This is a genomic window from Planococcus koreensis (genome assembly GCF_004761975.1).
Classification (GTDB): Bacteria; Bacillota; Bacilli; order Bacillales_A; family Planococcaceae; genus Planococcus; species Planococcus koreensis.
The window spans coordinates 18,250-44,731 of record NZ_RQII01000021.1 but is presented as its reverse complement, the minus strand read 5'-3'; the positions used below and the strand labels follow the sequence as shown (position 1 = coordinate 44,731).

The following is a 26,482-nucleotide window of genomic DNA, read 5'->3' as shown; positions in this document are numbered from 1 at the left end:
TTCCGCAAAGCAGCTGCGCTTGCCGCGGGCGAGCGCCAAGCCTCCTCAGTCGCTTCGCTCCCTGCGGCGTCTCGGCTGTCTCGCTTTCCCGCAGGCGTCTCCGCTGTTTTGCTCCATATCTGGAGAACACGAAAGAAACTTCAGAAAGTGTATCTTTCGTGTTCTTGAGTAAGAGATATAACTCGCTATTAAGAAATATCTTGGAATGAAGCGGAAGGCGACGACTCCAGCAGGCAAAGCCTGAGCTGAAGACCCGCAGGAAGCGAGGTTTGAAGAACCTCATTTACGACGAAGCTATCGCAGCGATGCAGGAGCAGCTCTTTTTCCAGCGACGAGGAGACTGAAGCCATGCCCGCGGAAAGCGTCCGTCTGAAGCGAAATGCAAAACAACCATCTAAGTTTCCGGACAGTCTGAAAAAGGCCGATGCACGTCATCGGCCTTTTCTTATTCAATTTTTCCATTAACGATTTCAGGGAGTTCTGACAAACAGCGGATCTCATGTGTCGGCTGGACCGCAGTGCCGTTGTGCTTGCCTTGCGGATTGAACCAGCACGTCGCAATGCCATAATCCATGCCGCCTTTAATGTCCGACGTCAGCGAATCTCCCACAATCAGCACCGAATCTTTGCTTGTCAGGCCCAATTTACGGAAAGCGTAATCGAAGATGCCGCTATGCGGCTTCTGATAACCCGCTTCTTCCGAAATGATGACGTGTTCAAAAAGATGCTGCATCGGAGAATTCTTAAGGCGTGCTTTCTGCACAGAACCGAAGCCATTCGTAATGACGGCCAGGCGGCAATTGCTGAGTCCCTCAAGCATTGCTTCCGCTTCCGGAAATAAATGTGTTTCCTGCCCCAGATAATCCAAATACTGCGAGCCAAACGCTTCGGCGCTGAAATCCAATTCATGCTGATGGAACAGGCGCTTAAAACGCTCGATTCCCAGTTTAGCCAGCGGCATTGTCCCCTCTTCCAAATCCTGCCATAGCACTTTGCTGATTTCCCGGTAGGAGCCGTGGAAACGGGAAAAACCATCGGGCATTCCATAATCGACAAATGTATTGTGCAAAGCGGCGCGCTCGGAAAGCCTAAAATCCATCAAGGTATCATCAATATCAAACAAAATCGTGTTGTATCTTGCCATATTCCCATTCCTTTCTATAGGGTCAATCGCTGTCGAACCAGCCTTTTGATTTGAACCAAACGCTCATGCCGATCGCCATCACCAGCATGACTGCCAAAACGACAAAATAACCGTTCTCGGTACGCAATTCCGGCATGTTGACAAAATTCATGCCGTACAGCCCTGCAACAAATGTAAGCGGCATGAAGATGGTCGTAATGACCGTTAGCGTCTTCATGATATTGTTCATGCGATAAGAGTTCAATGATATGTAATTATCGCGGATATCCGTCGTCAATTCCCGATTTGAATCGATCATCTGGCTTAATTTGATGAGATGGTCATGGACATCCTGGAAATATGCGCGTTTCTGCTCTTGAATGATAAAACGCTTCGATTCAAGGATGCGGTAGACCATGTCCCTTGTCGGCACGACGATTTGACGGATTTTCAATAAATTCCGCCGCACTTCGAACGTATCTTCCATAATCGATTTGTCCGCTTTTTTCAATCGCTCTGAACCTTCTACAGAAGCGAGGCGGTCTTCAAGCTCCTCTACCAATGGAAAAAAACCATCTACAATTTCGTCCATGATTTTATAGGTAACTTCAAGCGGCTTGAAGCTTTCCACGTTTTTCATATGCCTGAAATATTCCCACGCGTAATTGACTTCATCCAAATCCTCAAAATGGAAGGTCACCAAGAAATCCTCACCCAGGAAAAAATCCACTTCATTGACATCCAGTTCCCCTGGCACAAAAGAATGCATCACTAAAAAAGTCACATTTTCGTAATACTCCATTTTCGGACGCTGCAAAGAATGGATGCAATCTTCGATAGCCAGCGGGTGGAACGCAAAATGGCTGCTGAGCAAATCAATTTCTTCGGGTGTTGGTTCATTGAAATCCACCCAATGCCATTTCATCAATTTCAGCTGGCTCAATTCCGGGTCGATAACGAGTTTATCTTGTTGATCAATGGCTAAAATTCGAATCATAACGTTCTCCTTGCTCTTATTTATTTGAATTAGTTTTGCTTTATTTCGTTTCTATACAATAAAATTCCGAACAGCATGACCAGTGCTGCAAAACTCAATAAGAGATATAAAGTAATGGAATGGTCACCCCAACGGTCATACAGCATGCCGATTAAAAATGGCATCCCGCTTGAAATGATATAGCCTCCAGATTGGATCATCGCCGTCCAGCTGTTGACATCATCCGCGTGTTCGTTCTCATCAAGCGGCATTAAAAGCGCTATCGGGAACAAACAGCCGAGCATGATGCCGAGGAAAACCGCGGCAGCCCAAGTCGCGACGCTCCGCCGAATAAAAGCAATAACAGTCCGGCAACGCCCGACAGCAGCGACAGGAAAATCCATAAAAGCCGGCTTGGGAATCTTGCCAACAAAACCGGCAGAGACAAGTTTCCAACGAGCTGGACCGCTGCCATGACCGTCAAAACCGCGCCAGCAGTCAACACGTTCATTCCTTTATCGATGGCGATAGGCGCAAGCCACGTAATCAGTGAGAAAAACATAGCCGACTGAAAGCCGAAAAACAGCAGCATCGTCCAGGCACGCTTGTTTTTCCATGGGGGCTTCGCCGGGCTGCCAGCATCCACAGCGTACGTTTTCGGAGGTTCCTTCACACGCAGCCAAAATGGCAACGCGATCAGCGCCAGCACTCCCCAGCTGGCCAGCGCAAGAGGCCATCCTGCCAGCGTATAAAATACGCCGGTCAAACCGGAGGCCAGCATCGCGCCAAGCCCCATGCCGAACGAATAAACGCCGATCAATGAAGCGGTTCTTCCCGGAAAATTCGTTTTAATCGCAGCCGACAATAGCGGACTGATCACCGCGATTGCAAGACCGATAAAAAAAGAACTCGCGAGCAGCACAGGGTATGTCGGAAACAAGCCCCGAACAAACGTCAGTGCGCCGAGCATCGCAATTAAAAACGTGATGCTTTTTTTGATGCCGAATTTGCGGTTAAAACCGATTGCCAGCGGCGCGAAAAGCCCCATGCAAAATACCGGAATTGATGTCAGCAAGCTGATCTCGCTGTTGGAAAGTGACAAATCACGGCGGATCGCTTCGAGCAGCGGCCCAATAGAGGAAATTGCCGGCCTCAAATTCAACGACACAAACAAAATGGCAATCACCATTAAGCCCAGTGCCGGCTTGTTTTTCAGTTGCGCCATTTTCTTTCATCCCCTTCTCCGAATCGCTTTTGTCCAAACTTGTGTTCGCCGCTGAAATTCATTAAAATGGATGTGAAAGGCGGGCTGGAAATGAGATTAGTAAATTGGAGCTACGCGAAACGCTATAATATCAAAGCTATTTTTGACGAGTTTCCGCATGTCGTCGTCTGGTTCCGCCAAATCGGCGGCTATTATTTCATTTATACGATGAAAGGCCTGACAAAAGACCACATCCCGGAAAGACGCGATTATGTACGCATGGAGTATTTACTGAATAAGGACCTGGGCATGCTGGAAGCTTATAAAGAGCGGAAATATAAAGTTTGATTCCTTCGAGCTGAAACTATTCATCAAAACAGGATAAACCATAGAGTTATTCCACTTACCGGCTCTGCTGAAACATAAGTTTCTGTTTATGCATAGCTGCGCGGAAAGCATCGGTTAGAAAAAAAATGAAAAGCTTCAAGAAATATTTTATGCCATTCCATTAAGTTTATCTCAGACTGTAGCCGATTGCTATCGATTTCAGCGGGTTTCATGGTATACTATTCTTATTGTGAAATTTGGGAGGTACGTAAAAAATGATAGCAGTAAATGACGTAAGTCTTCGCTTTGGCGACCGTAAACTTTTTGAAGATGTAAACATCCAATTCAACCCTGGTAATTGCTACGGCCTGATCGGCGCGAACGGCGCCGGCAAGTCTACATTCATCAAAATTCTGTCAGGTGAGCTTGATGCGCAATCCGGCAATGTCTACATGGGTTCAGGTGAACGCCTGGCCGTTTTGAAACAGGATCACTTTGAATACGAAGAATACCCGGTGCTTGAAACAGTCATCATGGGCCATAAGAAATTATACAAAATCATGGCAGAAAAAAATGCCATCTATATGAAAGAAGACTTTTCAGATGAAGACGGCATGCGTGCTGCAGAGCTAGAAGGCGAATTCGCGGAACTCAACGGTTGGGAAGCGGAATCAGAAGCTGCAATCCTGCTTCAAGGGCTTGGCATTTCTGAAGAGCTCCACGATAAGAAAATGGCTGAACTTTCCGGTTCGGATAAAGTCAAAGTGCTTCTAGCACAAGCTTTGTTCGGCAAGCCTGATGTTTTGCTGCTCGATGAGCCGACCAACCATTTGGACTTGAAAGCCATCCAATGGCTGGAAGAATTCCTGATCAACTTTGACAACACCGTCATCGTCGTCTCGCATGACCGCCACTTCCTGAACAAAGTGTGTACGCATATCGCAGACTTGGACTTCGGTAAAATCCAGCTATACGTCGGCAACTACGATTTCTGGTATGAATCCAGCCAGTTGGCAACACGTCTGGCATCTGACCAGAACTCGAAAAAAGAAGAAAAGATCAAAGAGCTTCAAGCCTTTATCGCCCGCTTCTCCGCCAATGCTTCTAAATCGAAGCAGGCAACGTCGCGGAAGAAAATGCTTGATAAGATCGAACTGGATGATATCCGTCCTTCTTCCCGTAAATATCCGTTCGTCAATTTCACTGTCGGCCGCGAAATCGGAAATGACGTGTTGACTGTAAAAGACCTAAGCCAGTCAGTAGATGGCAAACAGCTTTTAAATAACATTAGCTTCAATATGGGCAAAGACGATAAAATCGTACTGATCGGCGATCCGCTTGCTAAATCAGCGTTGCTTCGCATCCTTGCCGAAGAAGATCAGCCTGCTTCTGGCTCAATCCGCTGGGGTGTAACAACTTCACGCGCTTACTTGCCGATTGACAATGCCGCTTATTTCGAAGGCAGTGAGCAATCGCTGGTGGACTGGCTGCGCCAGTATTCTCCGGAAGATGAAAGCGAAACATTCCTGCGCGGTTTCCTGGGCAGAATGTTATTCTCCGGTGAAGAAGTGAAAAAGAAACCTTCCGTCCTATCCGGTGGCGAGAAAGTGCGCTGCATGCTGTCTAAAATGATGCTGTCGCATTCGAATGTCCTGTTGCTTGATGAGCCGACCAACCACTTGGATCTTGAATCGATTCAAGCATTGAATAATGGCATGATTGCATTTAAAGGCGCTATGGTCTTCACTTCACATGACCATCAGTTTATCCAGACAGTTGCAAACCGCGTCATTGAAATCCGTGAAGACGGTTCAATCTTGGACAAACAATTGACTTATGACGATTTCCTGGAATGGAAAGATTCACAAGGAATCTTAAGCTAATAAACAAAAAAAGCCCGCAGCTCTTAAATAGGAGCTGCGGGCTTTTCCGACTGCAAATAAAATCTAATCAACATGAATAACTGTGTATACCCCAACCGTTCTGGCCACTTCGCTTTCCGTGGGCTCAGCTTCAGCCTCCTCGTCACTGACGTTCCTGCGGGGTCTTCAGCTTTCGCTGTCCCACAGGAGTCTTCGCGGCTAGCCCGGTTGTCAGCATGTAGCTCCAATCAGAAAGTGTAACCATCTAATCCGCTTTTCATAAGCAACCTCTCAAGGGTTCGGAGCGCAATGCGGCGAAAAGCAAATATGTGCTCCTGTCCCTGCAACGCTTCGCTAGCTTCGGGACATGAAAGTACGTTGCATCGCTGCGCTAGCTTCGTCGCAAAGACCATGTCCGAACTTCTTTCGGACACGATCTTTCCTGCGGAAGAACGGAGTGATGAGACCCCGCAGGAGCTTGCGACGAGGAGGCTCAGCGCTTCGTCCGCGGAAAGCGTCCGCATGGAGCGCAGAATCCGGTATACCTAAGATGAAATGACTTTTTATTCTTTAAATAATATAAATATATATTTGTCTATTACCTAAAAAGCCCTCAGCTCTCAAATAGGAGCTGCGGGCTTTAGCTTGCCTTTTTTATTTCATGAAGCGCTTCACTAAACGGCCTGCTGGTATTTTGGAAACGACTTTGCTGCCTGAATTTGAAATGCCGCGTACGACGGATAACAGCTCTTTGTCCCCTGCCCAATGTTCTTCAATCACTTCAGTTGGGAATTTGTTGAGCAATGTATTGACGATGAACACTGCGACTACCACATCATCCAAGAAACCTCCCGGCCCTACTAACAGCTCTGGCAGGAAATCGATCGGTGCGAAAAAGTACAAAATACCGGCTCCGATTTTGCTTTTGCTGGAAGCATCAATGCGGCTGTCCAACATGAGTCTGCTTAACAAATGGAAGAAATCCGGTGCAAATAAGACATATTGCCCTAATTTCCCGACGCCACCCGAACGGTTATCGAGCCATTTTTGGATTCTGCTTCTTAGTTTTTGGTAGAAGTCATCTTGTTCTTGTGAGTTTGGAAGCGGTTTTTTCAAATAATCGTTAGTCATGTATGTTCCTCCTGCACCTCGTAGGTATTTTACAGCTCTTTTAGAATTTCAATGTGACGTTTGTGGCAATGCGTTCTTTTTCCGGATTTCCTTCAACTGGGATGAAGTCCACTTGTTGGCCTTCGTTCAGCACGGAGAAATCCCCGATGTTTGAATGCTCAGAATGCGTATAGAACATTTCACCGTTATCGCCTTTTATAAAACCGAATCCTTTTTCCTTGTCGAATGATACTACTGTGCCTTTCATCTAAAACCCTCCTAAAGGTAACTTAATTCACTACATGATTTATACCCTTAAAAGGCTGTTCCTTAAACTAAAGGGTTTCCGGGTTTTTTCGGCAATTAATACCTCCCAAAAAAGGGCCGCTCCACAGAGCGGCCCCACCTACCTTATTTGATTTGATTATTAGTTTACACCGACTGCTGAGAATGCGGCTTTGACGCTTGCCACTTCAGCGCTTGAAGCTCCATAAAGGTCCGTTGCCGCCTGGATTGTTGATGCGCGGTAATGGCTGTAGTTCGAGCTTGGCGTCAAGTATTGCGTCAACGTGCGATAGAAGATATCCGCTGTTTTGTCATTGCCGATGGCAGTGACTGAAACGCCATAATGCGTGCCGCCATTAGCCAATAGGTATGCAGCTTTATTGCTGATGCCTGAGTTGATGTGGACGCCGCCATTATCGCCTGTTCCTGTATAGCGTTTAGAATAATGGTCCGGATCGCCATTGAGTGTCGGATCTGCCATCGAACGCAGTGCGTCGCCTGCAGTTCCAGGTGTATAGATGTCTTCGCCGATCAACCAGTCCGGATTGTTGTTAGCGTGATATTCGACAATCGTTCCGAAAATATCGGACATCGATTCATTGATGGCACCTGATTCATTTTGGTAAATCAGATCAGCTGTTGTATCCGTAACAGCATGCGTCAATTCATGGGCAATGACATCAAGCCCGCCTGACAACGAAGTGAACTGGACGCCATCTCCATCGCCGTAAACCATTTGCGTTCCATTCCAGAACGCATTATTATAGCTGCGGCCGTAATGCACAGTCGATATCAATTGCGCGCCGTTGCCATCGTAGCTATTGCGGTTATGCTGTTCTTTGTAATAATCATAGGTTTCAGCTGCATAGGCGTGAGCATCAACCGCTGCTGCGTCATATGCAGCATTATAAGCATTGTCCGCGTCAAGCCACAATGTGCCTGGCAGGCGTGTACGGTTGCTGGCATCATATGTGAAAATTCCGCCGCCGCGTGTTTTGTCCACGAGGTATGATCCGTTGCTGTTAAGTGTCGTATTGAAAGATTTTGTATCGCCCAATACACCTTTGCCTGTTGCAGTTGCGTTGGTTCCAGTCGGTGCTGTTACGCCGTTTGTCGGCTTAGCTTCATGCATCTGGTTAAAGGAATCCAAGACTTTACCTGTTTTTGCATCGATGAAGTATTGGTAATTGCCCGGTGTCGGGTAAAGGAATTGGAATTCTGCACTATAAGCGTATTTTGGTACACCGCCATCAACATAAATCGTCAATTTAGGCCCTATCTGCTTATCAATTGCCACATCATCACCGATATTCGCTTTTAAATCTGCTAAAGCAGTTGCTGCAGCTGCAGCCGGTTTAACGGTAGCACCTTTTTTCAAAGAAGCTTTATTGAACAATTCAGGAACTAAAGTTCCTGATACAGCCGTCAAAACGCCTTCTTTGTTAACAGTTGCTGAAATGACAGAACCGAATACAGGCACACCTTTAAACATTTGTTGAACTTTCACGTTGGTCATGCCAAGCTCATCTTTTGTCTCACTCACTACTTTAAAGCCAGCTGCTGAGCCTTTGCCAGTTTTGTAAAGAGTTTCTTGTTTTTCTAAGTATGTAAAGACAATTTCTTTTGCAGCTTTGTTTGATGGAACCGTTAAGTGGCCCGTGATCAGATCAGCTGTTTTACTTTTTTGGTTTACATGGACTTTTTCAGATACGGCATTCGTTGGCGATGCATACACTGATGCAGAAGTTGCGGACAATGCCAGCGCAGCGGCCAGGCTTAACGTCAGTAATTTTTTCTTTGTCATGTAATGGTTCACTCCTTTTATATGCCACCGTTTCTTTCGGGGTACTTAGAAGCATAACCGTTTAAGTATTCTGAATAAATAGGAATCTATAACTGTTTTAAATTACCTATAAAAGTGTTTAAAGGATTATAATTAAATTTGTTTTCAAACTATTCTGGAATTAAACAGGTTTATTTTCCTATTTTACTTTTTCCTCCAGTTATTTTTCTGACAATTTACAAGAAACCTTATCAACGCGCGTATCAACCTATATTCGTTCCACTATTCCTGTTAGCGGAATCAAAAAAATTCTGCACCCAATTTCCTTTAAATCAGCTCCAAAACGGATAAATCCATAAAAAAGACCCGCTCACGTATGAGCGGGTCTTGGGAGATTAGATTTTAACTACGTTAGTAGCTTGAGGTCCGCGGTTGCCTTCCTCTACTTCAAACTCAACTTTTTGTCCTTCGTCAAGCGTTTTAAAGCCTTCGCCTTGGATCGCTGAGAAATGAACAAAAACGTCGTCTCCGCCTTCAACTTCGATAAAACCAAAACCTTTTTCTGAGTTAAACCATTTTACTGTACCTTGCATGCAAAAAACCTCCTGAGATTTAAAAATTTTCAATATGGAATTTTTCCATAAAAAAATTCACATATTCAAAAAAGTACCATAACGTGCTGATCACTTTTTTGAATAGGTGAATAGCTGTTTCTGGTGGTTTCTTTGGTTCTTAAGTCTATTATAGCAATTATAACTGAGAAGTCAAATAAATCTAAAAACTTTTTTATTGGACTTTGCACCTACTACATGATGTACCAATATACACATTAGACCACTATTATCATTGAAATCAGACTTTTCTAATAACATCAACGATTGGTTTCTGTGTGCAAATGGATGATTCCGTGGTATACCTGGAGATCCTCTTCACAGTCCGGACAGTATTTCAATTCACCTTTTTCCCAATAAACGTCGAAATCTTCCCCTTTTTTCTTATGCTCCGGATATGCATTGCGCAGCGTGTCGGCCAATTTGCTTTTAAAGCTAATCGCTTCTTCTATAGTAGAAAAAGAGTTTCGCTGTACGATATCCTGCTCCCATCCTTCGAGCATCCACCATGGTTCATAAAAACTTTTCACGTAAATGATTTCATGCATGCCATCAACTCCCAGTTTTCTTCCTATTAATCATTGTGCCAAATAATCGCATTTCTGTCCAGAGTTTGCTGGTATCCGATGCAGTCCTGAAGTTTGTATTGCTTTCTCCTAAGCTGTAAAATATGAGGTATATGGAGTGAACTTGAAACTTTTCACCCGCTGAAACGTATAAATGAGCAGGAGTACTAGGAGGTCATATTTATGAAGCCTGTTGAAAAATTCATCCAACGGCAATCAATCAGCCTGCCTTTGATGACCGTCATGTTTCCCATCTTTTACTTAGGGGCTGAAATCGGGCTTATTGCCTCCGGGGCAGTTGCGGCTGGAACTTATTTGGCCAGCAACACGACGATCAAACAAGTTCAGATAAGTTCCGATTCGAAAAAACTGGGTATGACACGCAGCGAATACAAACATGTCCGGATCCAGATCAAAGAAGCCCAGAAAAAAATAAAGCTATTGCAAAGCCAGTATTACCGGGTCCGCTCGATTTCATCGTTCAAGCAATTGATGAATATGGTGAAAGTATCCAACAAAATCATTACTCAAGTGCAGCAAAACCCACGGAAATTCTATTTGGCCGAACCCTTTTTTTATTCCCATTTGGATTCCGCTTTGGAATTGACCGAAAAATATACGATGTTGGTCGGATTGCCGGTTAAAGATCGTGAATTAAAAGCGACTTTGCAGGACACGCGGGAAATGCTGACGTCTTTAAACAGTGTGATAGAACGCGATTTAAAGCTTACGCTGTCTTCTGACGTAGAAAAATTGCGGATGGAGCTCGATTACGCCCGCTTGACTGTCGATCAGCATCATAACCAGAAATTGCTTCATCAATTACCTGACGCCAATGAAGGAGACGTGGATCATGACACAGAATCGATCAAACCAAAGTGAACTCGATGATTTACTCGGCAACCCGTTCGGAATGGAAGCCGTTAAAGAAGAATCCAATTTGCCAGCCAGTGAAGCCGGCAAACCTCAAGCATTAATGGAGCGACTGACGAAAGACGAGCAGGCAAAAGCCCGGGAACTGGCAAAACAGATTCCTGCGGGCAATTATGAAGCCATCCTGACATACGGGGCGAACGCACAAAACCAGCTTAGCCAGTTTTCCCATAAGATGCTTGACCATGTCCAATCGAAAGAAATCGGCCCAGTCGGCGATGTGCTGAATGACTTGATGAAAAAATTGCAGGAACTGAACCCTGAAGAACTGTCCCAAAAGAAGCGCGGCGGTATCCGAAAAATATTCGCTAAGGCAAAATACTCGGTTCAGGAAATGATGACGAAATACCAGAAACTCAGCACACAAGTTGATCGCATCAGCATACAGCTCGACCATTCGAAACGCGGCTTGCTGGATGACGTCCAGATGCTCGAACAGCTATACGACCAGAACAAGACTTATTTTCAAGCTTTGAATGTCTATATCGCTGCTGCTGAGCTGAAGCGTGATGAAATCCTGACTGAAACCATTCCCGCTTTGCGCAAAAAAGCCGAGGCGTCGAATGACCAAATGGCTTATCAGGAAGTCAATGACATGGCACAATTCCTTGATCGGCTGGAAAAACGCTTGTACGATCTGCAATTATCGAGACAAATTACGATTCAAAGCGCACCGCAGATCCGCATGATCCAGCAGACCAACCAAACTTTGGCGGAGAAAATCCAGTCTTCCATCATGACATCTATTCCCCTTTGGAAAAACCAGATTGCCATCGCCTTGACGTTGAATCGCCAGATGAAAGCTGTCGAAGCACAAAAACAAGTGACAGCAACCACAAACGAGTTGCTGTTGAAGAATTCCGAAATGCTGAAAGTGAACTCGATTGAAACAGCGAAAGAAAACGAGCGCGGCATCGTGGAAATCGAAACCTTGAAGCAGACCCAGGAAAACTTGCTTAATACAATTGAAGAAACCCTCCGCATCCAAGCTGAAGGGCGCAAAAACCGAAAAGCCGCAGAGATCGAAATCGGCCGCATGGAAGAAGATTTGAAACAGCGCCTTCTTGCGATACAAGACGACCGTGAAGGCAAACAATACTAATGCATATTAAAAACGGCTGCAAAACCTGCAGCCGTTTTTTCATAGACTTTTTTCAGTCAGACGGATTGGATGATCAAATGCAGCGTCCGCTTAAGCAGACGCAGAGTCTGATCGACAAAATGCTCGAGCGAATCGGCACTTACGGATTTATTGCCATACATCATGCGGTAAAAAGCGGCTTGTTCATCTGAAATCGTTCCGTTGCTCAAGAACAGATGGAGCACTTCTATGTTCTGCTTTTTTGCTTCCGCCACGGCATCCGCTGTATCGACAACGCCATTTTCCGCGTAATTATAGGCTGATGGTTCCCCGTCCGAGAAGACTAAGAGAAACCGATGCTTTTCCTGGCGGCTGCGCAGGCGGTCCGACATCCAGCGGATGGCAAAGCCATCCCGGTTATCTTCGTGGGCCTCCATCGACGCGATGGCATCCGCATGGTCAAGCGTACCATCTTCCATTTTATGCATCCACTCAAAATAATTTGGCTGCCGGTCATCACTCGCTTCATAGGCATCCTCGTAGAACAGCACAATTTCATGCGGCACGCCAAGTCCGCGCAAAACATCATGGAACAGCAAGACAGCCTGTTTCGTTTCATCCAGTTTATCGATCATCGATGCAGAGCCATCGATCAACAGGCAAAATACAGCATCCAATTCTTTTGACGGCGCTGATTTGCGGTAGAAAGGCTTGGGCCGGTCTTCTATTACTAGCGGCAGCAAGTCTTTTGACAACCGTCCTGCATTCAAATTGGTTCTGAGGGATTGCTGTTTTTGCATCATGCGTTTTTTCAATTCGCGCAGCAGCGATTTTACATAAGGCGCTTGTTTGCGCCGCCATTCTTCAATCTGCCCCCGCTGACCTGCCGCGATTCGGATGCGGGATTCTGTATAAGCGACACGATTATTGGCGTTGCCGAATTTCGTGCCGGCTTTTTTTGAGGAACTCGCCATCTGCCGGTCATCCGTTTCGTTGTCTTCTTTATGTTCTCCGCGCGAATCGCCTTTTGCGGTATGCTCCACTTCCCCGCTGCCGTATTCTTCGCGGCCGCCTTCGGCATAGCCTGAACCGCCTTGTTCAAGTTCAAATTCCATCGCCGCCGATTCGGAAGCTTCCGATTCCCTGTGCCATGACTGGAACCATTCTTCAATCGTATCAATTTTTTCTTCATCGTCGCTTTGTTCAGGCTCAATTCCTTCGTGATAGCGGAATGGTTGATTTTTCTCGACTGCTTCCCCGAACGTATAATAGCCATGGACCAAATCCGCTTCAAACAGGTATTCCAGCCTGTCCATCATCGCTCCAACAACTTCAGCGGAATCGGCTGTCGACTGTGCATCGAACATTCTGCTCCACATGAAAAACAGCGGTTCCCATTCTTCCGTATCCACAACGTCGATGCTGCGCAAGCGCAGATATGCGGCATTCAGGAAGGCGTCCACCGCAAAGCCTTTCTGCCGATTCCCTTTGTAGCGGTCTTTGTGGTAGCCAGCATATGTCTCCTCCCGGACTTTAAACGCTTCTGCAGTACCGGGACGTGCTTTCTTGATTTTTTCACTTAGCCTGAACTCTTCCGCGCATAGGAGCAATTGTTGTTTCAATTCTGGCAGCGGAGAATTGCTGCTGATGAATGTGCGCCATGCAGGTACATCAAAATCCCGCCAGAATCCGGCGGCCATCAAATAGATATCCGATTTGTAGCCCAGGCGTTCAATATGCGGTGCCCTGTGACGCCAGAATACACTGATGGATAACGTCGATTCCGAAGGGCGGAATTCCACCAATTTGCGCGTCGTCACTTTCAAATACGGCGCATCAGCCAATGCCCCAGCCAGCATTTCCATCCCATGCAGCAGCTTCGTATCGATGGTTTCATTATTAAATTGGATAAATCGGTTGACCGAAGCCATTCGCTTCACCTACTTCTTCCAAGTATGGGCCAGATCCATGAACAATTCCCGTTCACTTGCATCTTCCAATTTTTCTGCTATGGCATAACGGATTGCTCGCATCGGGTCCATATGCTGAGAAAGTGCGGTTGCATCAAGCAAGCTTCTGATCGATGCAGCTTCTTCTGACAGCAACCCATTTTCTACTTGCTTCATCAAATCCGCAGCTAAATTAAGGATGAATTTTTTCAATTCGGGATCGGCGCCTGGAAATTCACGGTCCCAAAGCTGCCGCAATTGGTCCCCTGCCAAATATGGGATCGGATAGGCGATAAAACGGTTTTTCAACGCCTCGTTCATCGGTGCCGTTCCAATATAGCCCTCGTTGATTGCTGCAATAACCCCAAAATCAGGATGGGCTTCGATCACTTCCCCCGTGAAAGGATTTGTCATCATCCGGCGGTGATCGAGTGCGCTGTGAAGAATCGGCAGCGTTTCAGGCTTAGCCATATTAATCTCATCGATATACAAAAATTGGCCTTTTTTCATTGCCGTAACGACCGGGCCTTCGATAAACTCGATCCTGCTTTCTCCTTTATGCTGCACCAGGTTTTAAAACCGAGAAGCGCTTCCGCATCCAAATCCACCGAACAATTAATGCTTTGCATGGGCTGGCCATAGGCAGCGGAAATGCTTTCTGCAAGTTTGGTTTTTCCCGCCCCAGTCGGCCCTTTCAATAAAACTGGTTTGCGAAGCACCACAGCTGACAGGATGTCGTGCCATAAATCAGCATCGGGAGATATATAGCCGCCTTCTGCAATCAGTTTTTCATAGTCTGCATGATCGCGGCTTTTTCTGCTTTGAAAATCTTTTTCAATAAAATCCATATGAACCCTTCTTTCCACGAAAAAAACCGATGACGCATCATCGGCTTTTTTGTTTTCAATCAAAATATGTTTTGTAGAACCCGCCAACTTTTCCAGTATTATCGACAACGAAAATGAATTCATCCGTTTCGTTTTTCACTTCATAGGTTTTGCCAACAGTTAATACATTGGAAACCAGAAATTTAGCTGCGTCGGTATGCTTGCAGGTTACTGTGCGGATTGTTTCTTTCGTAAGCCATTCGTTGTGAATCACATAAATCATCCTTTTCTATGGGTCTATAAACTTCAGTATAAGGAAACTCCGCGCAAATTTCAAACCCACTCAGCTGCGCTGCTTTTTTGATAGCCAGATCATCCGGATGACAGAGCCGGAAACGACCAGGAAAGACAAGCCCAGTAGGAAGCCTTGAAGATGGCTGATTATCGATTCGTAGGCATACGGGAATGTGCGACCGATGTTGAAGTAAATAAACATCCATACGAATCCTGCAGTGTACGCATACAGCGCATAATGGCCAAATGGGTACCGGTTTGCTCCAACGACGTAAGGCATCGCCCAGCGGATGCCAGGCAAGAAAAAGCTGAACGATATCGCCATCTTGCCATGCTTGGCCAGAAAAGCGGAAAAGCGCTCGATGGTTTTATTTAGCCATGTCTTTTCCAATCGATGCAGCAGGCGCTGACCGAATATGCGGCCCAGCATATAAGCAAATGTATTGCTGCTAATCAGCCCTAGGTAGGCGGCTAGAAAAGCGTAGATCGGCGTAAAATAGCTGATTTCCGTCAACATGCCTGAAAAAGCGGCGGCGGCTTCGTTCGGAATTGGCAAGCCGAACAACAGCAGCCAATTAAATGCGAACATACTGATATAGCCGTATTCTATAACTAAATTCATTAATCGGGATAAATCCATCGGCATCTGCCGCCTTTCGGCAATTCTCTCCTACTATCATCCCAAAAAAAAGAGGCCCCTGCAATTCAGGGGCCTTTCTTTCCTAAAAATATTAACCTTCAAGCAATAAATCTTCAGGGTTTTCTAACAAGTCTTTGACCATTTTCAAGAATCCGACAGAGTCGCTGCCATCGATGACGCGGTGGTCATATGAAAGCGCAACGTACATCATCGGGCGGATTTCAACTGCATCGCCAACAGCAATCGGGCGTTTTTGGATTGTGTGCATGCCAAGGATCCCGACTTGCGTGCCGTTCAAGATCGGCGTTGATAATAATGAGCCGAATACGCCGCCATTAGTGATTGTGAAAGAACCGCCTGTCATGTCAGCAATCGAAAGTTTTTTGTCGCGTGCTTTCGTCGCCAATTCGCCGATTGATCTTTCGATTTCAGCAAAGTTTTTCTTGTCCGTATCACGGACAATCGGAACCACAAGGCCTTCTTCAGTTGAAACGGCAATGCCAACATCAAAGTACTGCTTCAAGAGGACATCCGTACCGTCCAATTCAGCGTTTACGTATGGATATTTTTTCAATGCTGCTGTAACAGCTTTTGTGAAGAATGACATGAAACCAAGTTTAACGTCGTTGTTTTGCTGGAACTGATCTTTTTTGCGGCTGCGCAGCGCCATGACATTTGTCATGTCGATTTCGTTGAACGTTGTCAGCATCGCAGTCGATTGCTTGACTTCCAACAATCTCTTCGCGATTGTCTGGCGGCGGCGGGACATTTTTTCCCGTACTACACGTCCGCTTTCTTCATCAGAAGAAGGTGCAGCAGCTTTTGGAGCTTCCGTTTTAGCAGCAGGTGCAGATGCGCTTGCTGCTGGTTTAGCGGCATGTGCTTCAACATCCTGGACACGCACGCGGCCCATCGGATCTACAGGAGAAATCGCAGCAAGGTCGATGCCTTTTTCACGTGCCAATTTGCGGGCAGCCGGGCTGGCGATTGTACGGTCAGAGGAAGATTGTTCTTCAGCCGCCGGCGCTTGTTCAACTGCTTCTTGCGTTGCAGGCGCTTCAGCTTTAGGAGCTCCTTCTGTTTTCGCAGGTTCTTCCGATTTTGGTTCAGCAGCTGCGCCTGAGCCAGCTCCAACGATTGCGATGACTTGGCCGACTTCAACCGTGTCGCCTTCTTGTGCTAATAGTTCCTGCACCGTTCCGGCTTCTTCAGAGATGACTTCAACATTGACTTTATCCGTTTCCAGTTCAACGATGAATTCTCCTTTTTCAACTGTATCGCCCGGCTGTTTAAGCCATTGTGCGATAGTTCCTTCTGTAATCGATTCTGCTAATTCAGGTACTTTGATCTCTGCCACAAAAAATTCCTCCTTATAATGTCTCGCTTAAATGACCCGCAAGAAATCCGCTGCAAAGCGGGTTCTTGCGGCCATCCAAGTCCGATTCGGTGCTGGTCACATCAACAGGGCTTGCCTGCTGTAAACTTTTTTAATTTGACAATGCAGCGTCAAGGATTCGGCCTTGTTCCGCTTTATGCGCTTCGCCGTCGCCTTCTGCAGGGCTTGAGCGTTTGATGCGGCCGTAATAAGCAACGTCTTTGCCGTTTGCAATATCGCGCAAATACGGTTCTGCGAAAGTCCATGAACCCATATTTTTCGGCTCTTCCTGTACCCAAGCCAATTCTTTGGCATTCGGGTAACGGTCAACAATCGCTTGGATTTTCTCAGCTGGGAACGGATACAATTGCTCAACTCGGACAATATGCGCCCAGTCGAATCCTTTGCCGTCTTTCACCCGCTCAGCCAAATCGATTGCCATTTTGCCGCTTGCAAAAAGAATGCGTTCCACTTTTTTCTCTTTCGTGCCCATTCCAGGCTGTTCGATAATTGTCTGGAATTGGCCTTCAGCCAAATCTTCGACTTCTGCACCGACTAGTGGATGGCGCAAAAGGGATTTTGGCGTCACGATGATCATCGGGCGGATCGATTCTTCCCCAAGCATTTTCGCTTGGCGGCGCAAGATATGGAAATAATTTGCGGCGCTTGAAAGATTCGCTACTGTCCAGTTGTTTTCACCAGCATTTTGAAGATATCTTTCAAGGCGTGCACTTGAATGCTCCGGGCCCTGTCCTTCGTAACCATGCGGCAATAGCATGACAAGACCGGATTTTTGTCCCCATTTCGAGCGGCTTGCCGAGATGAATTGATCGAACATCATTTGAGCCATATTGGCGAAATCGCCATATTGCGCTTCCCAAAGGACCAACGCTTTGTCATTCTCGACATTATAGCCATATTCATAGCCCACTACCGAAGCTTCACTCAAAGGGCTATTGTGCACGACAAACGACGCTTTCGCGTCAGAAATGTGGTGCAGCGGCACAAGCTCTTCGCCGGTTTTATCGTCGTGGAGCACGAGATGGCGGTGTGCAAAAGTTCCGCGCTGCGCATCTTGCCCCGTCAAACGGACAGGCGTGCCTTCCTGGATAATCGAACCGAATGCCAAGGTTTCTGCATGCGCCCAATCGATTTTTCCTTTGCCATTGAAAGGCTCTTCTCGGCGTTTGAGGATGCGTGCCAATTTGCCGAAAGCAGAAAACTCGCTTGGCCAAGTCAGCAATTCATGGTTCATCTTCTCCAAAGCTTCACGGCCTACGCCCGTTTGGACTTCAGGGAAACCATTCAATACAGCTTCCGGAATTTTAATTTCGTGTGTTTCTTCCGACTTGCTTTCTTTCACTTTATCGTAAGCCGCCTGCATCAACTTTTGAGTATCTGCATCAAGCGCTTTGACTTCCGCTTCAGTCAGTACGTTTTCAGAAGATAATTGCTGTCCGTAAAGTTCGCGGACCGTTGCATGCTCATGGACGCCGTGGTACATCATCGGATTCGTCACAAGTGGCTCATCCATTTCATTATGGCCATAGCGGCGGTAGCCGATCAAGTCGATTAAGATGTCTTTGCCGAATTTTTCACGGTATTCAAAAGCAAGTTTTGCAACAGCTGCCACTTCTTCCGGATGGTCAGCGTTGACGTGGATAACAGGCACTTCAAAGCCTTTAGCAGGATCGGATGAATAATGCGTTGATCTTGAATCGAATTGCTCGGTCGTGAAGCCGATCAGGTTATTGGCGATGATATGTACAGAACCGCCAGTCTGGTAACCGCGGATGCGGCTGAAATTCAATGTTTCTGTTACTACGCCTTGCCCAGGGAAAGCGGCATCGCCATGCACGAGAATCGCGTAAGCTTTTTTCGAATCAACGATCGGTGCTCCTGCCTGGTTGGTCAATTCCTGTGCTGCACGCGTATAGCCTGCGACGACCGGGCTGACAATTTCCAAGTGGGACGGGTTGTATGCAAGTTTAATGTTCGTCCCTTTTGGAGACGTATAAGATGCGCCCATATGGTATTTCACATCGCCGAACCAGCCTTTAGTAATTTCGACAGAGCCGTCTTCCGGCAAGAAGGTTTCATCAGGCACATGCGCAAAACCAGCAAACATCATTTCATATGGTTTGTTCAAAACATGTGTAAGCACATTTAAACGACCGCGATGAGCCATCCCGATCATTATTTTCTCTGTGCCTTTTGCTTCCGACAAGCGGACAAGTTCATCAATCAACACGACTAAAGAGTCGACTCCTTCGATTGAAAAACGCTTTTGGCCGACAAATGTCCGGTGTACGAACTTCTCAAAGCCTTCTACGCGTGTCAGAAGATCAAGGATTTGTTTCTTTTTATCAGCCGCAAAAGAAGGTTTTAGTTCTCCTGCTTCGATTTTCGACTGAATCCAGCTGCGTTCCTGCAATTGGACAATGTGCGAGAATTCAAAAGCCACTTTATCCGTATAAAGTGATTTCAAATATTCGATTGCCTGCAAGCCATTGGCAACTTCAGCCGGTGCGTTTTCCAGAAGAAGTGATACCGGTACTTCTTTCAAGTCCTGGTCAGTCAGGCCATACGCAGAAGCTTCCAGCCGCGAAGAATCTTTGGGCTGGTCCTTTAATGGATAGATATCCGACGCAAGGTGGCCATGCGCACGGATTGCTTCCGCCAGCTGAACCGCTGCCAGAACTTTGCCGAACTTGCTGGAATCAACGCTGGCCGCAGCCGTTTCAGCAGATGATGAAGACGCCGGAGCAGCTTCTGCTGGCGGTCCATATTGCTTGAACATCTCAGCAAATTCCGGATCGAGCAATTCTGGAGATTCCTGGTACAAATCGTACATTTCCATCACATAGCCAAGGTTTGGCCCGGCAATGGAACTCCAGGGTGATTTTTCTTCTGAATAATTGGTAGACATTTAAATAACCTCCAACTTTTTGCCTCTAGGCAGTCACTTTTAGTATATGTGTATCTTCCATATTTTATCACGCATCCCGCTATACATAAAGCGGAAGGCGTTTCAACAATTGAAGAACAAATTTCCATATCAATCTTACTACTTCCAGTGAAAAAAACAATGCTTTTGCCCGAAAAGATTCACATAACTCAAATGAAAGCGATTTCATCCCGTAATCGCTGCTTCAAGTGCGCGGTTCCGGGTTTCTCATATGCTCTTCGGTATAAAACAGCACTGAATTTTTGCCTTGCCGTTTGGCGATGTAAAGCGAATGATCGGCTTTATTTACAAGTTCGTCCATCGTTTTTCCTTGGCTTGGATAAAGGGATACCCCTAAAGTTGCAGTAGGTGAAAAATGCACATCGCCTATTTTCCAGCCGCGCTCCAGCGACGCCTTGATCTGTCCGATTATGTGTTGGGTCTGTTTCTCTGCATGCAGCGGATCCAAGCCGGACAATGCAATTAAAAATTCATCTCCGCCGATTCGTGCCGCCATGTCCTGTTTGCGGATGCTGCTTTGGATTGCTTGGCCGAATCGGTAGATAAACTCATCTCCTACTTCGTGGCCATTCTGGTCGTTGACCGACTTGAAGTCATCGCCGTCCATGTAGATTATCGCTAGTTGTTCGTTGTTCAAATCTGCCTCCGCTTTCATCTCGGCAAACTTGCGGACAATCGCCAAGCGATTCGGCAATTTCGTCAAACTGTCATGGTAGGCCATAAAATGCAATTGCTCTTCGAGCTTTTTCCTGTCCGTGATATCGAACATGATGGCCAGCATTTGTCCCGTGTTTCCTTTTTCACCGGATAACGGGATGATCGTCGTGTCTATCCAGAAAGATTCCCCAGTCTTTTTCAAGCTTTTCAATTCACCTCGCCAAATGCTGCCGGACAATACGACTTTCCGGATGTCATTGTATTGGTCAGAGCTTATGACCGCTTTGCCGATTTTGGAAATATGCATGCCGAGCATTTCTTCCCTTTCATAGCCGGTAGTGCCTTTGAAATTATCGTTGATAAACTTGATGATTCCCGATGATTCCCAGATTGCCACCAAAGCTGCGTAATTGAGCGCATTTTTGTAACTTTCCAGAATTTTTTCGGTTTTCCTCAGCTCGTGTTTCAACTGGTATTCCGTTGTCAACTCACGCAATACGATATGGAATGCCCGAATCTCGCCGCCTTCCATAATAGGGGAATAATTTGCCGAATAAAGCACTTCTTCGCCGTCATGCTTCTTTCTTTTGATGAACAGCGGTTTTGCATCCCGATGCGTCTTATAGCTATTCAGCTCCGACAGCACATAATTGTACGTGTCGTCGTCCACAAAAGGCAATTCGCCATATGGCTTTCCTACCCAATCGCGGTTCTCCACGCCAAACGTTTTTGAATAAGCCAGGTTCATATCAAAGATGATGAATTCCGAGGTGATCATCAGCATCGGATCAACTGAGTTGCGCACGAGTGATTGATAAAACAGATACTCTTCTTCCACCTTTTTCTGCTTGGCGACATTCTTCGAAACAGCCAGCACAAAAACATCGCCTTCATGTTCCATCGGAGTGATTGTAGTTTCATTCGTCGCGTTTTCTTTACTGAACAAATTATAGTCCCTGTATGTGTGGACCGCGTCTTGCTGCATCGCTATCCTGTATTGGTTTTTAATATCCTCTGCTAAATGCGGAGGCATGACTTCATCTAAACTCAAGCCTGACAAATCTTTCCGGAATACTTTCCGCACGGCAGCGTTCACGTATTCATACTCGTACGTGTCCCCTGTCTGCCGCATGAAATAAATCAGGCTGTCGGTTTTACCATACAACAGTTCCAATTGCTTTTTTGTAAAAGGCCCCCGCATGAACATCTCTCTTTTCTTTTACACGAATTGTCCGCTTATCGTTGATGTTTTTAAGATGAAATCTTCATAATCACGCTGTTCCCCAAGTAATTCTGAAGATATAAACTCGCTGTTTGTGCCGCTCTCTTGCCATAAAAACAGATGATTGGAAAGGTACGTAGCATTCCCTGCCAATTGCAGTGAATAGCCGCTATCTCCCTTTATAACTGAACACTTGACCATTCCCCCCGGATTGAAGACGGAAACGTCTCCGTATGGCACAAGCCCAGCTAAACAGCCCACTAAAGCAGAAGCAGTCATAGCTGTTCCACAGGCATTTGTAAATCCGACGCCCCGTTCAAAAGTTTTCACGAAAATGCCGTCTTCTGCCTTGGTGACGTAGCTGACATTGACGCCGTCTGAAAAATAATCGTTCGGCCCATTGAAAAACTCAGCCCATTTTTGTTGATGTGCTCCGCCTTTTTGCAGCTCTGCCGGAACAATGCCAATCAAGTGTGGATTGGGTACAGCCACGGCCGTAAAAAGGATTGTCTCAGAGATAAACGGCAGCGGTTTTAATATCCATTCTTCATTGCCTTCATAGGCCATGGGCAGATCCGCCAATTTAAATGAAACGGGGGAGATTTCCACCGCATACATGGCGATACTGCCGTCAGATGCCTGTTTTTCCACTTTCAAATTTGCTTTCATCGTTTCAATGACCGCATTTTCCAGCCCATCACGCTCGCACACATAGCGCGCTACACAGCGCAGCCCGTTGCCGCACATCGAGGCTTCCGAACCGTCTTTGTTAAACACACGCATGCGCGCATTCGCAGACGATGACGATGACGGCAAAACTGCCAGCAATCCATCAACTTCCGGATCCAGCCTGCATAATTCTTCAGCAAGCACGCCGTAATCAGATCGGTCTGCACCTTCGTAAAGATAAAATGTATTCATGGAGCCATGTACTTTCATCAACTTAAGTTCCATTGCTATCACCTCTATTAATTCTTTGTGTGGGCAGCGACAAGCTTCGCCATTTCATAAGCGGTTTTTGGCGATTCCGCATTTGTCATCGCATCAACCAGCAGGTCTTCATCCATTTGCAATTTCTGCATCTCAGCCAGGAAACGTTCCGGCGTCAATTCCTCTTCTTCCACGACATGCGCAAAGCCTTGCTGTTGAAATAAACGCGCATTTAAAATCTGGTCGCCGCGGCTTTTCAGCTTCGATAACGGAATCAGCAGCATCGGTTTTTTCAACGCCAGAAATTCAAAAATCGAATTTGATCCAGCGCGTGAAACGACAAAATCAGTCATATGCAGCAAATGCGGCAACTCGTGAGTGACATATTCGAATTGTTTGTAGTTCGCAAGATCCATCAATGAGCTGTCTGCATTTCCTTTTCCGCAAAGATGGATCACATTATACTGCTTCAGCAGTGCCGTCAGGTTCGAGCGGATCGCTTCATTGATGACAGCCGAACCTTGGCTCCCGCCCATCACCATCAGCACAGGCAAGTCGTTGTTGAAATTGCAGATTTCTTTGCCTTTAGCGGCAGAACCGTCCATCAATTCACTGCGGATGACCGATCCCGTGCATGTCGATTTCTCTTTGGGCACATGCTTAAGCGTTTCTTTGAATACGGTGAAGATATGGTTGGCAAATGGCATTGCAATTTTATTGGCTAATCCCGGCGTGACATCCGACTCATGGATAATCACAGGAACTGACATCAATTTGCCTGCCATCGCAACGGGTACAGATACGAATCCACCTTTAGAGAAAATTGCCACAGGTTTTGTTTTTCGGATGACATTAAGCGCCTGCACAAGCCCTGCTCCGACCCGAACCGGATCGGTAAAATTTTTGACAGAAAAATAGCGGCGCAGCTTCCCGCTGGCAATTGCATGGTAAGGGACATCGGGGAACGAATCAGGGATCAGTCCGCTTTCAATGCCGTCTTTGGATCCGATATATTCTACGTTAAAGCCTAAGTTCTTCAATTCGGGAATCAATGCCTGGTTCAAGGAAACATGGCCGGCTGTTCCGCCGCCCGTTAATAATATGGTTCTATTTTTCATTTTTGGAGTCCTACTTTCTCATATTGAAATTGCTCATCCGGCTTTCTGGATGCCCGCCTCTAAGGGTCGGCTTTATATGCTATACTTAAATTTATTTATCGATTTCACTTAGGAATATTGGAGGAAAAGCATGTTCGAAACCACTAACACTTCAGAGAAACTTCAGATGCTTTGGAAAATCGTCGTCCCTATTCTAGTGACGCAAGTTGCCATGTACTTGGTGACATTCTTCGACATCTACATGACTTCAAGGTATGGGACTGAAGATTTGGCCGGCGTTTCAATCGGCTCCTCGTTCTGGTTTCCCGTTTACATCGGATTAGCTGGAATATTGATGTCCATAACCCCAATTGTAGCACAATTGATGGGTGCCAAAAGAAAAAAAGAAGTAAAAGAAGCGGTCCAGCAAGGCATATACCTGTCGATCATCTTGGCAGTATTGGTCTTTATCTTCTTTTTCACCTCCATTGACAATCTTCTCGGATTCATGGATCTCGAGCCTGCTGTTGAAAAGGTGGCTTCTGAATACATTTTCGCCTTAAGCTTCGGGGTTGTCCCTTTGTTCGTCTACAACACGCTTCGCTCGTATATTGATGCGCTAGGCTCAACGCGTGTGTCGATGATCATTTCACTGCTGTCGGCACCGATCAACGTCTTTTTCAATTACCTCCTTATCTTCGGCAATTGGGGCTTTCCGGAACTCGGTGGAGCAGGCGCGGGTCTGGCTTCCGCCATTACCTACTGGCTAGTGCTGCTGATCGCGATGTGGATTGTCCATACGCAAAAACCGTTTAAAGATTTCTTCATCTTTACAAATTGGCCAAGAATTTCATTGGCCCGCTTCAAGGAAATTTCCTTGATCGGCATTCCGATTGGCATTTCCTTGTTTGCGGAAACAAGTATCTTCTCCGCTGTGACGCTGATGATGAGCACTTATGGCACCATTACAATTGCCGCTCATCAAATCGCAATCAATTTCACGTCTTTGCTGTACATGCTGCCGCTTAGCATATCTATGGGGGCGACCATCCTTGTGGGCTTTGAAGTCGGCGCCAAGCGTTTCGGTGATGCGAAAAAATACAGCTGGTTAAGCGTAGGTTCTGCAATCTCTTTCAGCTTCATCTCCTCCGCAATCTTGTTTTTCATGCGCGAACCCATTGCGGAGCTGTATTCAAGCGACCCGGCTGTAATCGAATTGGCTGTCCAATTTTTAATTTTCGCTGCCTTATTCCAATTGTCTGATGCCATCCAAGCACCTGTTCAGGGAGCGTTGAGAGGCTATAAAGACGTGAACATTACATTCATCATGGCTTTAATTTCTTACTGGGTCATCGGCTTGCCGGTCGGTTATTTGCTGGCCAGCTATACGGGCTTCGGCCCTTTCGGCTATTGGATTGGTTTGATCGCCGGACTAACTGCCGGAGCAGCCACATTGTCCATCCGTTTAGCCGCCATACAAAAAAAGATTGCCGCTCATTCCTGAGCGGCAATCTTTTTGTATAGCTGGGCTAATTCGGTTTGTTCGGCTGTCGAGAGATCAGACTCGGCAATTCGCTGAAGCGCCATGTCCAGTTTTTCCTGGCGCGATTTGCGGACGCGCGGATGGGTCAGTTCATCGTTCAGCTCAATTTGGATTTTCTGTTCCAGCTCTTCAATGCTCCCAATCGAACCAGTGCCGCTCCGGCTTGGCCATAATTTCCGGTAAGCTTCAATCACGGAAGCTTCACCTCTTCCAGGTTTTCACCGATAACCACGATCTGCGGCCGCATTTTCATGTATTCTGGGAGCCATTGCGCCATCCCATATGCATATTGGAACGCATGCGGATACTTGTCGCCTTCCAATGGCACATAGCCTTTAATGCGGAACACAGATTCCGGCAGCGCACGCAACCATTGTTCAAAGACGTCGCGCTTGACTGGCGCGTCAAAATGCAGCACTTGTGCATTGAGATTCAATTTTGATACCGGCGCTTTTTGGACTTCTCCTTTGACAGAAGGTGCAATTTTTTCAAGGGCAGCCATCGGCACTTTCGCCTGCACGGTCTGGATAATTTGCGCGGAAGAGTTCAAGGACTGTATTTCATAAGTCACTTTGGCTTGTTCTTCCTCCGACAGCAAATCCATCTTGTTTGCAAGAATCAAATCAGCATGGCGGATTTGTTCAAGGTACAGCGATCGGATTTGAGGGGAAAGCTTGCTGCGGTCTAGCCAACGTTTGCTGTCTGCAACCGTAACGATGCCTTTGAAGTTCAACCGTTCTGCAAAAAGCGGCGAGAAAACCGCGTCTAACGCTTCGACAGGATGTGCCGCGCCAGTTGTTTCGATAAGCAATACATCAAACTCTTCTTCAGCTAAAAGCGTCTGGATCTGGGCCTCAGACTTTTCGGAGCCGGTGCAGCAGATGCAGCCATCCAGCAATTCTTTTTGAGGCACGCCGTCCACGATTTCATCTGAATCGAAATTCATCTCACCCAGCTCATTCATAAAGACTGCGGGCACCAGCCCTTGGTCTTTCACTTGTTGGATAATGTGTTTTAGCAGTGTGGTTTTTCCGCTTCCTAAAAACCCACTGAACAAATATACATCTTTCATCGAATCCCCCTCGAGATATTATTGCGTAAGAAAAGGCCCGCTTCCGC

The 26,482-nt window shown here is 46.4% G+C and carries 24 protein-coding genes and 1 pseudogene; 5 read left to right on the top strand and 20 right to left on the bottom strand.

Going from position 1 to position 26,482, the window contains the following annotated elements:
• Window positions 1-445 precede the first annotated feature (445 nt).
• Genes EGV91_RS05280 through EGV91_RS05270 form a run of 4 tightly spaced genes read right to left on the bottom strand, consistent with a single transcriptional unit; the run spans window position 446 to window position 3,324 of the window.
• Window positions 446-1,144, bottom strand: coding sequence for a YjjG family noncanonical pyrimidine nucleotidase (locus EGV91_RS05280; RefSeq protein WP_135501387.1), 699 nt, complete (start codon window positions 1,142-1,144; stop codon window positions 446-448).
• A gap of 22 nt (window positions 1,145-1,166) precedes the next feature.
• Complete coding sequence (gene corA, locus EGV91_RS05275) at window positions 1,167-2,120, bottom strand: magnesium/cobalt transporter CorA (RefSeq protein WP_135501385.1); 954 nt, start codon at window positions 2,118-2,120, stop codon at window positions 1,167-1,169.
• Between the two features lie 29 nt (window positions 2,121-2,149).
• Window positions 2,150-2,371, bottom strand: a complete 222-nt coding sequence (locus tag EGV91_RS17335) for a hypothetical protein (RefSeq protein ID WP_241666108.1) — start codon at window positions 2,369-2,371, stop codon at window positions 2,150-2,152.
• Window positions 2,372-2,379: 8 nt separating this feature from the next.
• Entirely contained in the window at window positions 2,380-3,324 is a 945-nt protein-coding gene (locus EGV91_RS05270) for an MFS transporter (protein ID WP_241666107.1), read from the bottom strand.
• Window positions 3,325-3,414: 90 nt separating this feature from the next.
• On the opposite strand from EGV91_RS05270, the gene EGV91_RS05265 reads away from it, so the two are divergent.
• Both EGV91_RS05265 and EGV91_RS05260 read left to right on the top strand, forming a co-directional pair.
• Window positions 3,415-3,651 (top strand): hypothetical protein, encoded by a 237-nt coding sequence (locus EGV91_RS05265; protein WP_135501383.1) that lies wholly within the window; start codon window positions 3,415-3,417, stop codon window positions 3,649-3,651.
• A gap of 254 nt (window positions 3,652-3,905) precedes the next feature.
• Window positions 3,906-5,513: an ABC-F family ATP-binding cassette domain-containing protein gene (locus EGV91_RS05260; protein WP_135501381.1), complete on the top strand. Its 1,608-nt coding sequence runs from the start codon at window positions 3,906-3,908 to the stop codon at window positions 5,511-5,513.
• Between the two features lie 633 nt (window positions 5,514-6,146).
• Here EGV91_RS05260 and EGV91_RS05250 read toward each other — a convergent pair.
• From EGV91_RS05250 to EGV91_RS05230, 5 genes are all read right to left on the bottom strand, one after another.
• Window positions 6,147-6,623, bottom strand: coding sequence for a YkvA family protein (locus EGV91_RS05250; protein ID WP_135501379.1), 477 nt, complete (start codon window positions 6,621-6,623; stop codon window positions 6,147-6,149).
• A gap of 40 nt (window positions 6,624-6,663) precedes the next feature.
• Entirely contained in the window at window positions 6,664-6,870 is a 207-nt protein-coding gene (locus EGV91_RS05245; protein ID WP_135501377.1) for a cold-shock protein, read from the bottom strand.
• 159 nt (window positions 6,871-7,029) lie between these two features.
• Window positions 7,030-8,691 (bottom strand): M4 family metallopeptidase, encoded by a 1,662-nt coding sequence (locus EGV91_RS05240; RefSeq protein WP_135501375.1) that lies wholly within the window; start codon window positions 8,689-8,691, stop codon window positions 7,030-7,032.
• A 374-nt stretch (window positions 8,692-9,065) separates the two neighbouring features.
• Window positions 9,066-9,263 carry a cold-shock protein gene (locus EGV91_RS05235; protein ID WP_135501373.1) on the bottom strand — a complete coding sequence of 66 codons (198 nt, stop codon included), beginning with the start codon at window positions 9,261-9,263 and terminating at the stop codon, window positions 9,066-9,068.
• A gap of 278 nt (window positions 9,264-9,541) precedes the next feature.
• The gene (locus EGV91_RS05230; RefSeq protein ID WP_135501371.1) at window positions 9,542-9,829 is read right to left on the bottom strand and encodes a DUF1033 family protein; all 288 of its coding nucleotides are present in this window, start codon (window positions 9,827-9,829) and stop codon (window positions 9,542-9,544) included.
• Window positions 9,830-10,030: 201 nt separating this feature from the next.
• On the opposite strand from EGV91_RS05230, the gene EGV91_RS05225 reads away from it, so the two are divergent.
• Together EGV91_RS05225 and EGV91_RS05220 are read left to right on the top strand one after the other, a co-directional pair.
• Window positions 10,031-10,729: a 5-bromo-4-chloroindolyl phosphate hydrolysis family protein gene (locus EGV91_RS05225; protein WP_135501369.1), complete on the top strand. Its 699-nt coding sequence runs from the start codon at window positions 10,031-10,033 to the stop codon at window positions 10,727-10,729.
• Window positions 10,701-11,882: a toxic anion resistance protein gene (locus tag EGV91_RS05220; protein WP_135501367.1), complete on the top strand. Its 1,182-nt coding sequence runs from the start codon at window positions 10,701-10,703 to the stop codon at window positions 11,880-11,882. The genes EGV91_RS05225 and EGV91_RS05220 overlap by 29 nt, the downstream gene beginning before the upstream one ends.
• Before the next feature lie 56 nt (window positions 11,883-11,938).
• On the opposite strand, the gene EGV91_RS05215 is transcribed toward EGV91_RS05220, so the two are convergent.
• From EGV91_RS05215 to EGV91_RS05175, 9 genes and pseudogenes are all read right to left on the bottom strand, one after another.
• On the bottom strand, window positions 11,939-13,792 hold the full coding sequence (locus EGV91_RS05215; protein WP_135501389.1) for a vWA domain-containing protein: 1,854 nt from the start codon (window positions 13,790-13,792) through the stop codon (window positions 11,939-11,941).
• Between the two features lie 9 nt (window positions 13,793-13,801).
• Window positions 13,802-14,658: pseudogene (locus EGV91_RS05210) on the bottom strand (AAA family ATPase).
• 55 nt (window positions 14,659-14,713) lie between these two features.
• Window positions 14,714-14,920 carry a DUF6501 family protein gene (locus EGV91_RS05205; protein ID WP_221300751.1) on the bottom strand — a complete coding sequence of 69 codons (207 nt, stop codon included), beginning with the start codon at window positions 14,918-14,920 and terminating at the stop codon, window positions 14,714-14,716.
• A 60-nt stretch (window positions 14,921-14,980) separates the two neighbouring features.
• Window positions 14,981-15,571 carry a DedA family protein gene (locus EGV91_RS05200; protein WP_135501363.1) on the bottom strand — a complete coding sequence of 197 codons (591 nt, stop codon included), beginning with the start codon at window positions 15,569-15,571 and terminating at the stop codon, window positions 14,981-14,983.
• Window positions 15,572-15,662: 91 nt separating this feature from the next.
• Window positions 15,663-16,928 (bottom strand): 2-oxoglutarate dehydrogenase complex dihydrolipoyllysine-residue succinyltransferase, encoded by a 1,266-nt coding sequence (odhB, locus tag EGV91_RS05195; protein ID WP_135501362.1) that lies wholly within the window; start codon window positions 16,926-16,928, stop codon window positions 15,663-15,665.
• Window positions 16,929-17,058: 130 nt separating this feature from the next.
• Window positions 17,059-19,875: a 2-oxoglutarate dehydrogenase E1 component gene (locus tag EGV91_RS05190; RefSeq protein ID WP_135501360.1), complete on the bottom strand. Its 2,817-nt coding sequence runs from the start codon at window positions 19,873-19,875 to the stop codon at window positions 17,059-17,061.
• A gap of 223 nt (window positions 19,876-20,098) precedes the next feature.
• On the bottom strand, window positions 20,099-21,772 hold the full coding sequence (locus EGV91_RS05185) for a sensor domain-containing diguanylate cyclase (RefSeq protein WP_135501358.1): 1,674 nt from the start codon (window positions 21,770-21,772) through the stop codon (window positions 20,099-20,101).
• An 18-nt stretch (window positions 21,773-21,790) separates the two neighbouring features.
• Window positions 21,791-22,747 (bottom strand): diaminopimelate epimerase, encoded by a 957-nt coding sequence (dapF, locus tag EGV91_RS05180; RefSeq protein ID WP_135501356.1) that lies wholly within the window; start codon window positions 22,745-22,747, stop codon window positions 21,791-21,793.
• A 14-nt stretch (window positions 22,748-22,761) separates the two neighbouring features.
• Window positions 22,762-23,841, bottom strand: a complete 1,080-nt coding sequence (locus EGV91_RS05175) for an undecaprenyldiphospho-muramoylpentapeptide beta-N-acetylglucosaminyltransferase (protein ID WP_135501354.1) — start codon at window positions 23,839-23,841, stop codon at window positions 22,762-22,764.
• Window positions 23,842-23,971: 130 nt separating this feature from the next.
• On the opposite strand from EGV91_RS05175, the gene EGV91_RS05170 reads away from it, so the two are divergent.
• On the top strand, window positions 23,972-25,324 hold the full coding sequence (locus EGV91_RS05170) for an MATE family efflux transporter (protein ID WP_135501352.1): 1,353 nt from the start codon (window positions 23,972-23,974) through the stop codon (window positions 25,322-25,324).
• Here EGV91_RS05170 and EGV91_RS05165 read toward each other — a convergent pair.
• Together EGV91_RS05165 and EGV91_RS05160 are read right to left on the bottom strand one after the other, a co-directional pair.
• Window positions 25,315-25,557 (bottom strand): hypothetical protein, encoded by a 243-nt coding sequence (locus tag EGV91_RS05165; RefSeq protein ID WP_135501350.1) that lies wholly within the window; start codon window positions 25,555-25,557, stop codon window positions 25,315-25,317. The two genes, EGV91_RS05170 and EGV91_RS05165, sit on opposite strands and share 10 nt — an antisense overlap.
• On the bottom strand, window positions 25,554-26,435 hold the full coding sequence (locus tag EGV91_RS05160; protein WP_135501348.1) for a CobW family GTP-binding protein: 882 nt from the start codon (window positions 26,433-26,435) through the stop codon (window positions 25,554-25,556). The genes EGV91_RS05165 and EGV91_RS05160 overlap by 4 nt, the downstream gene beginning before the upstream one ends.
• Between the last annotated feature and the right edge of the window lie 47 nt (window positions 26,436-26,482).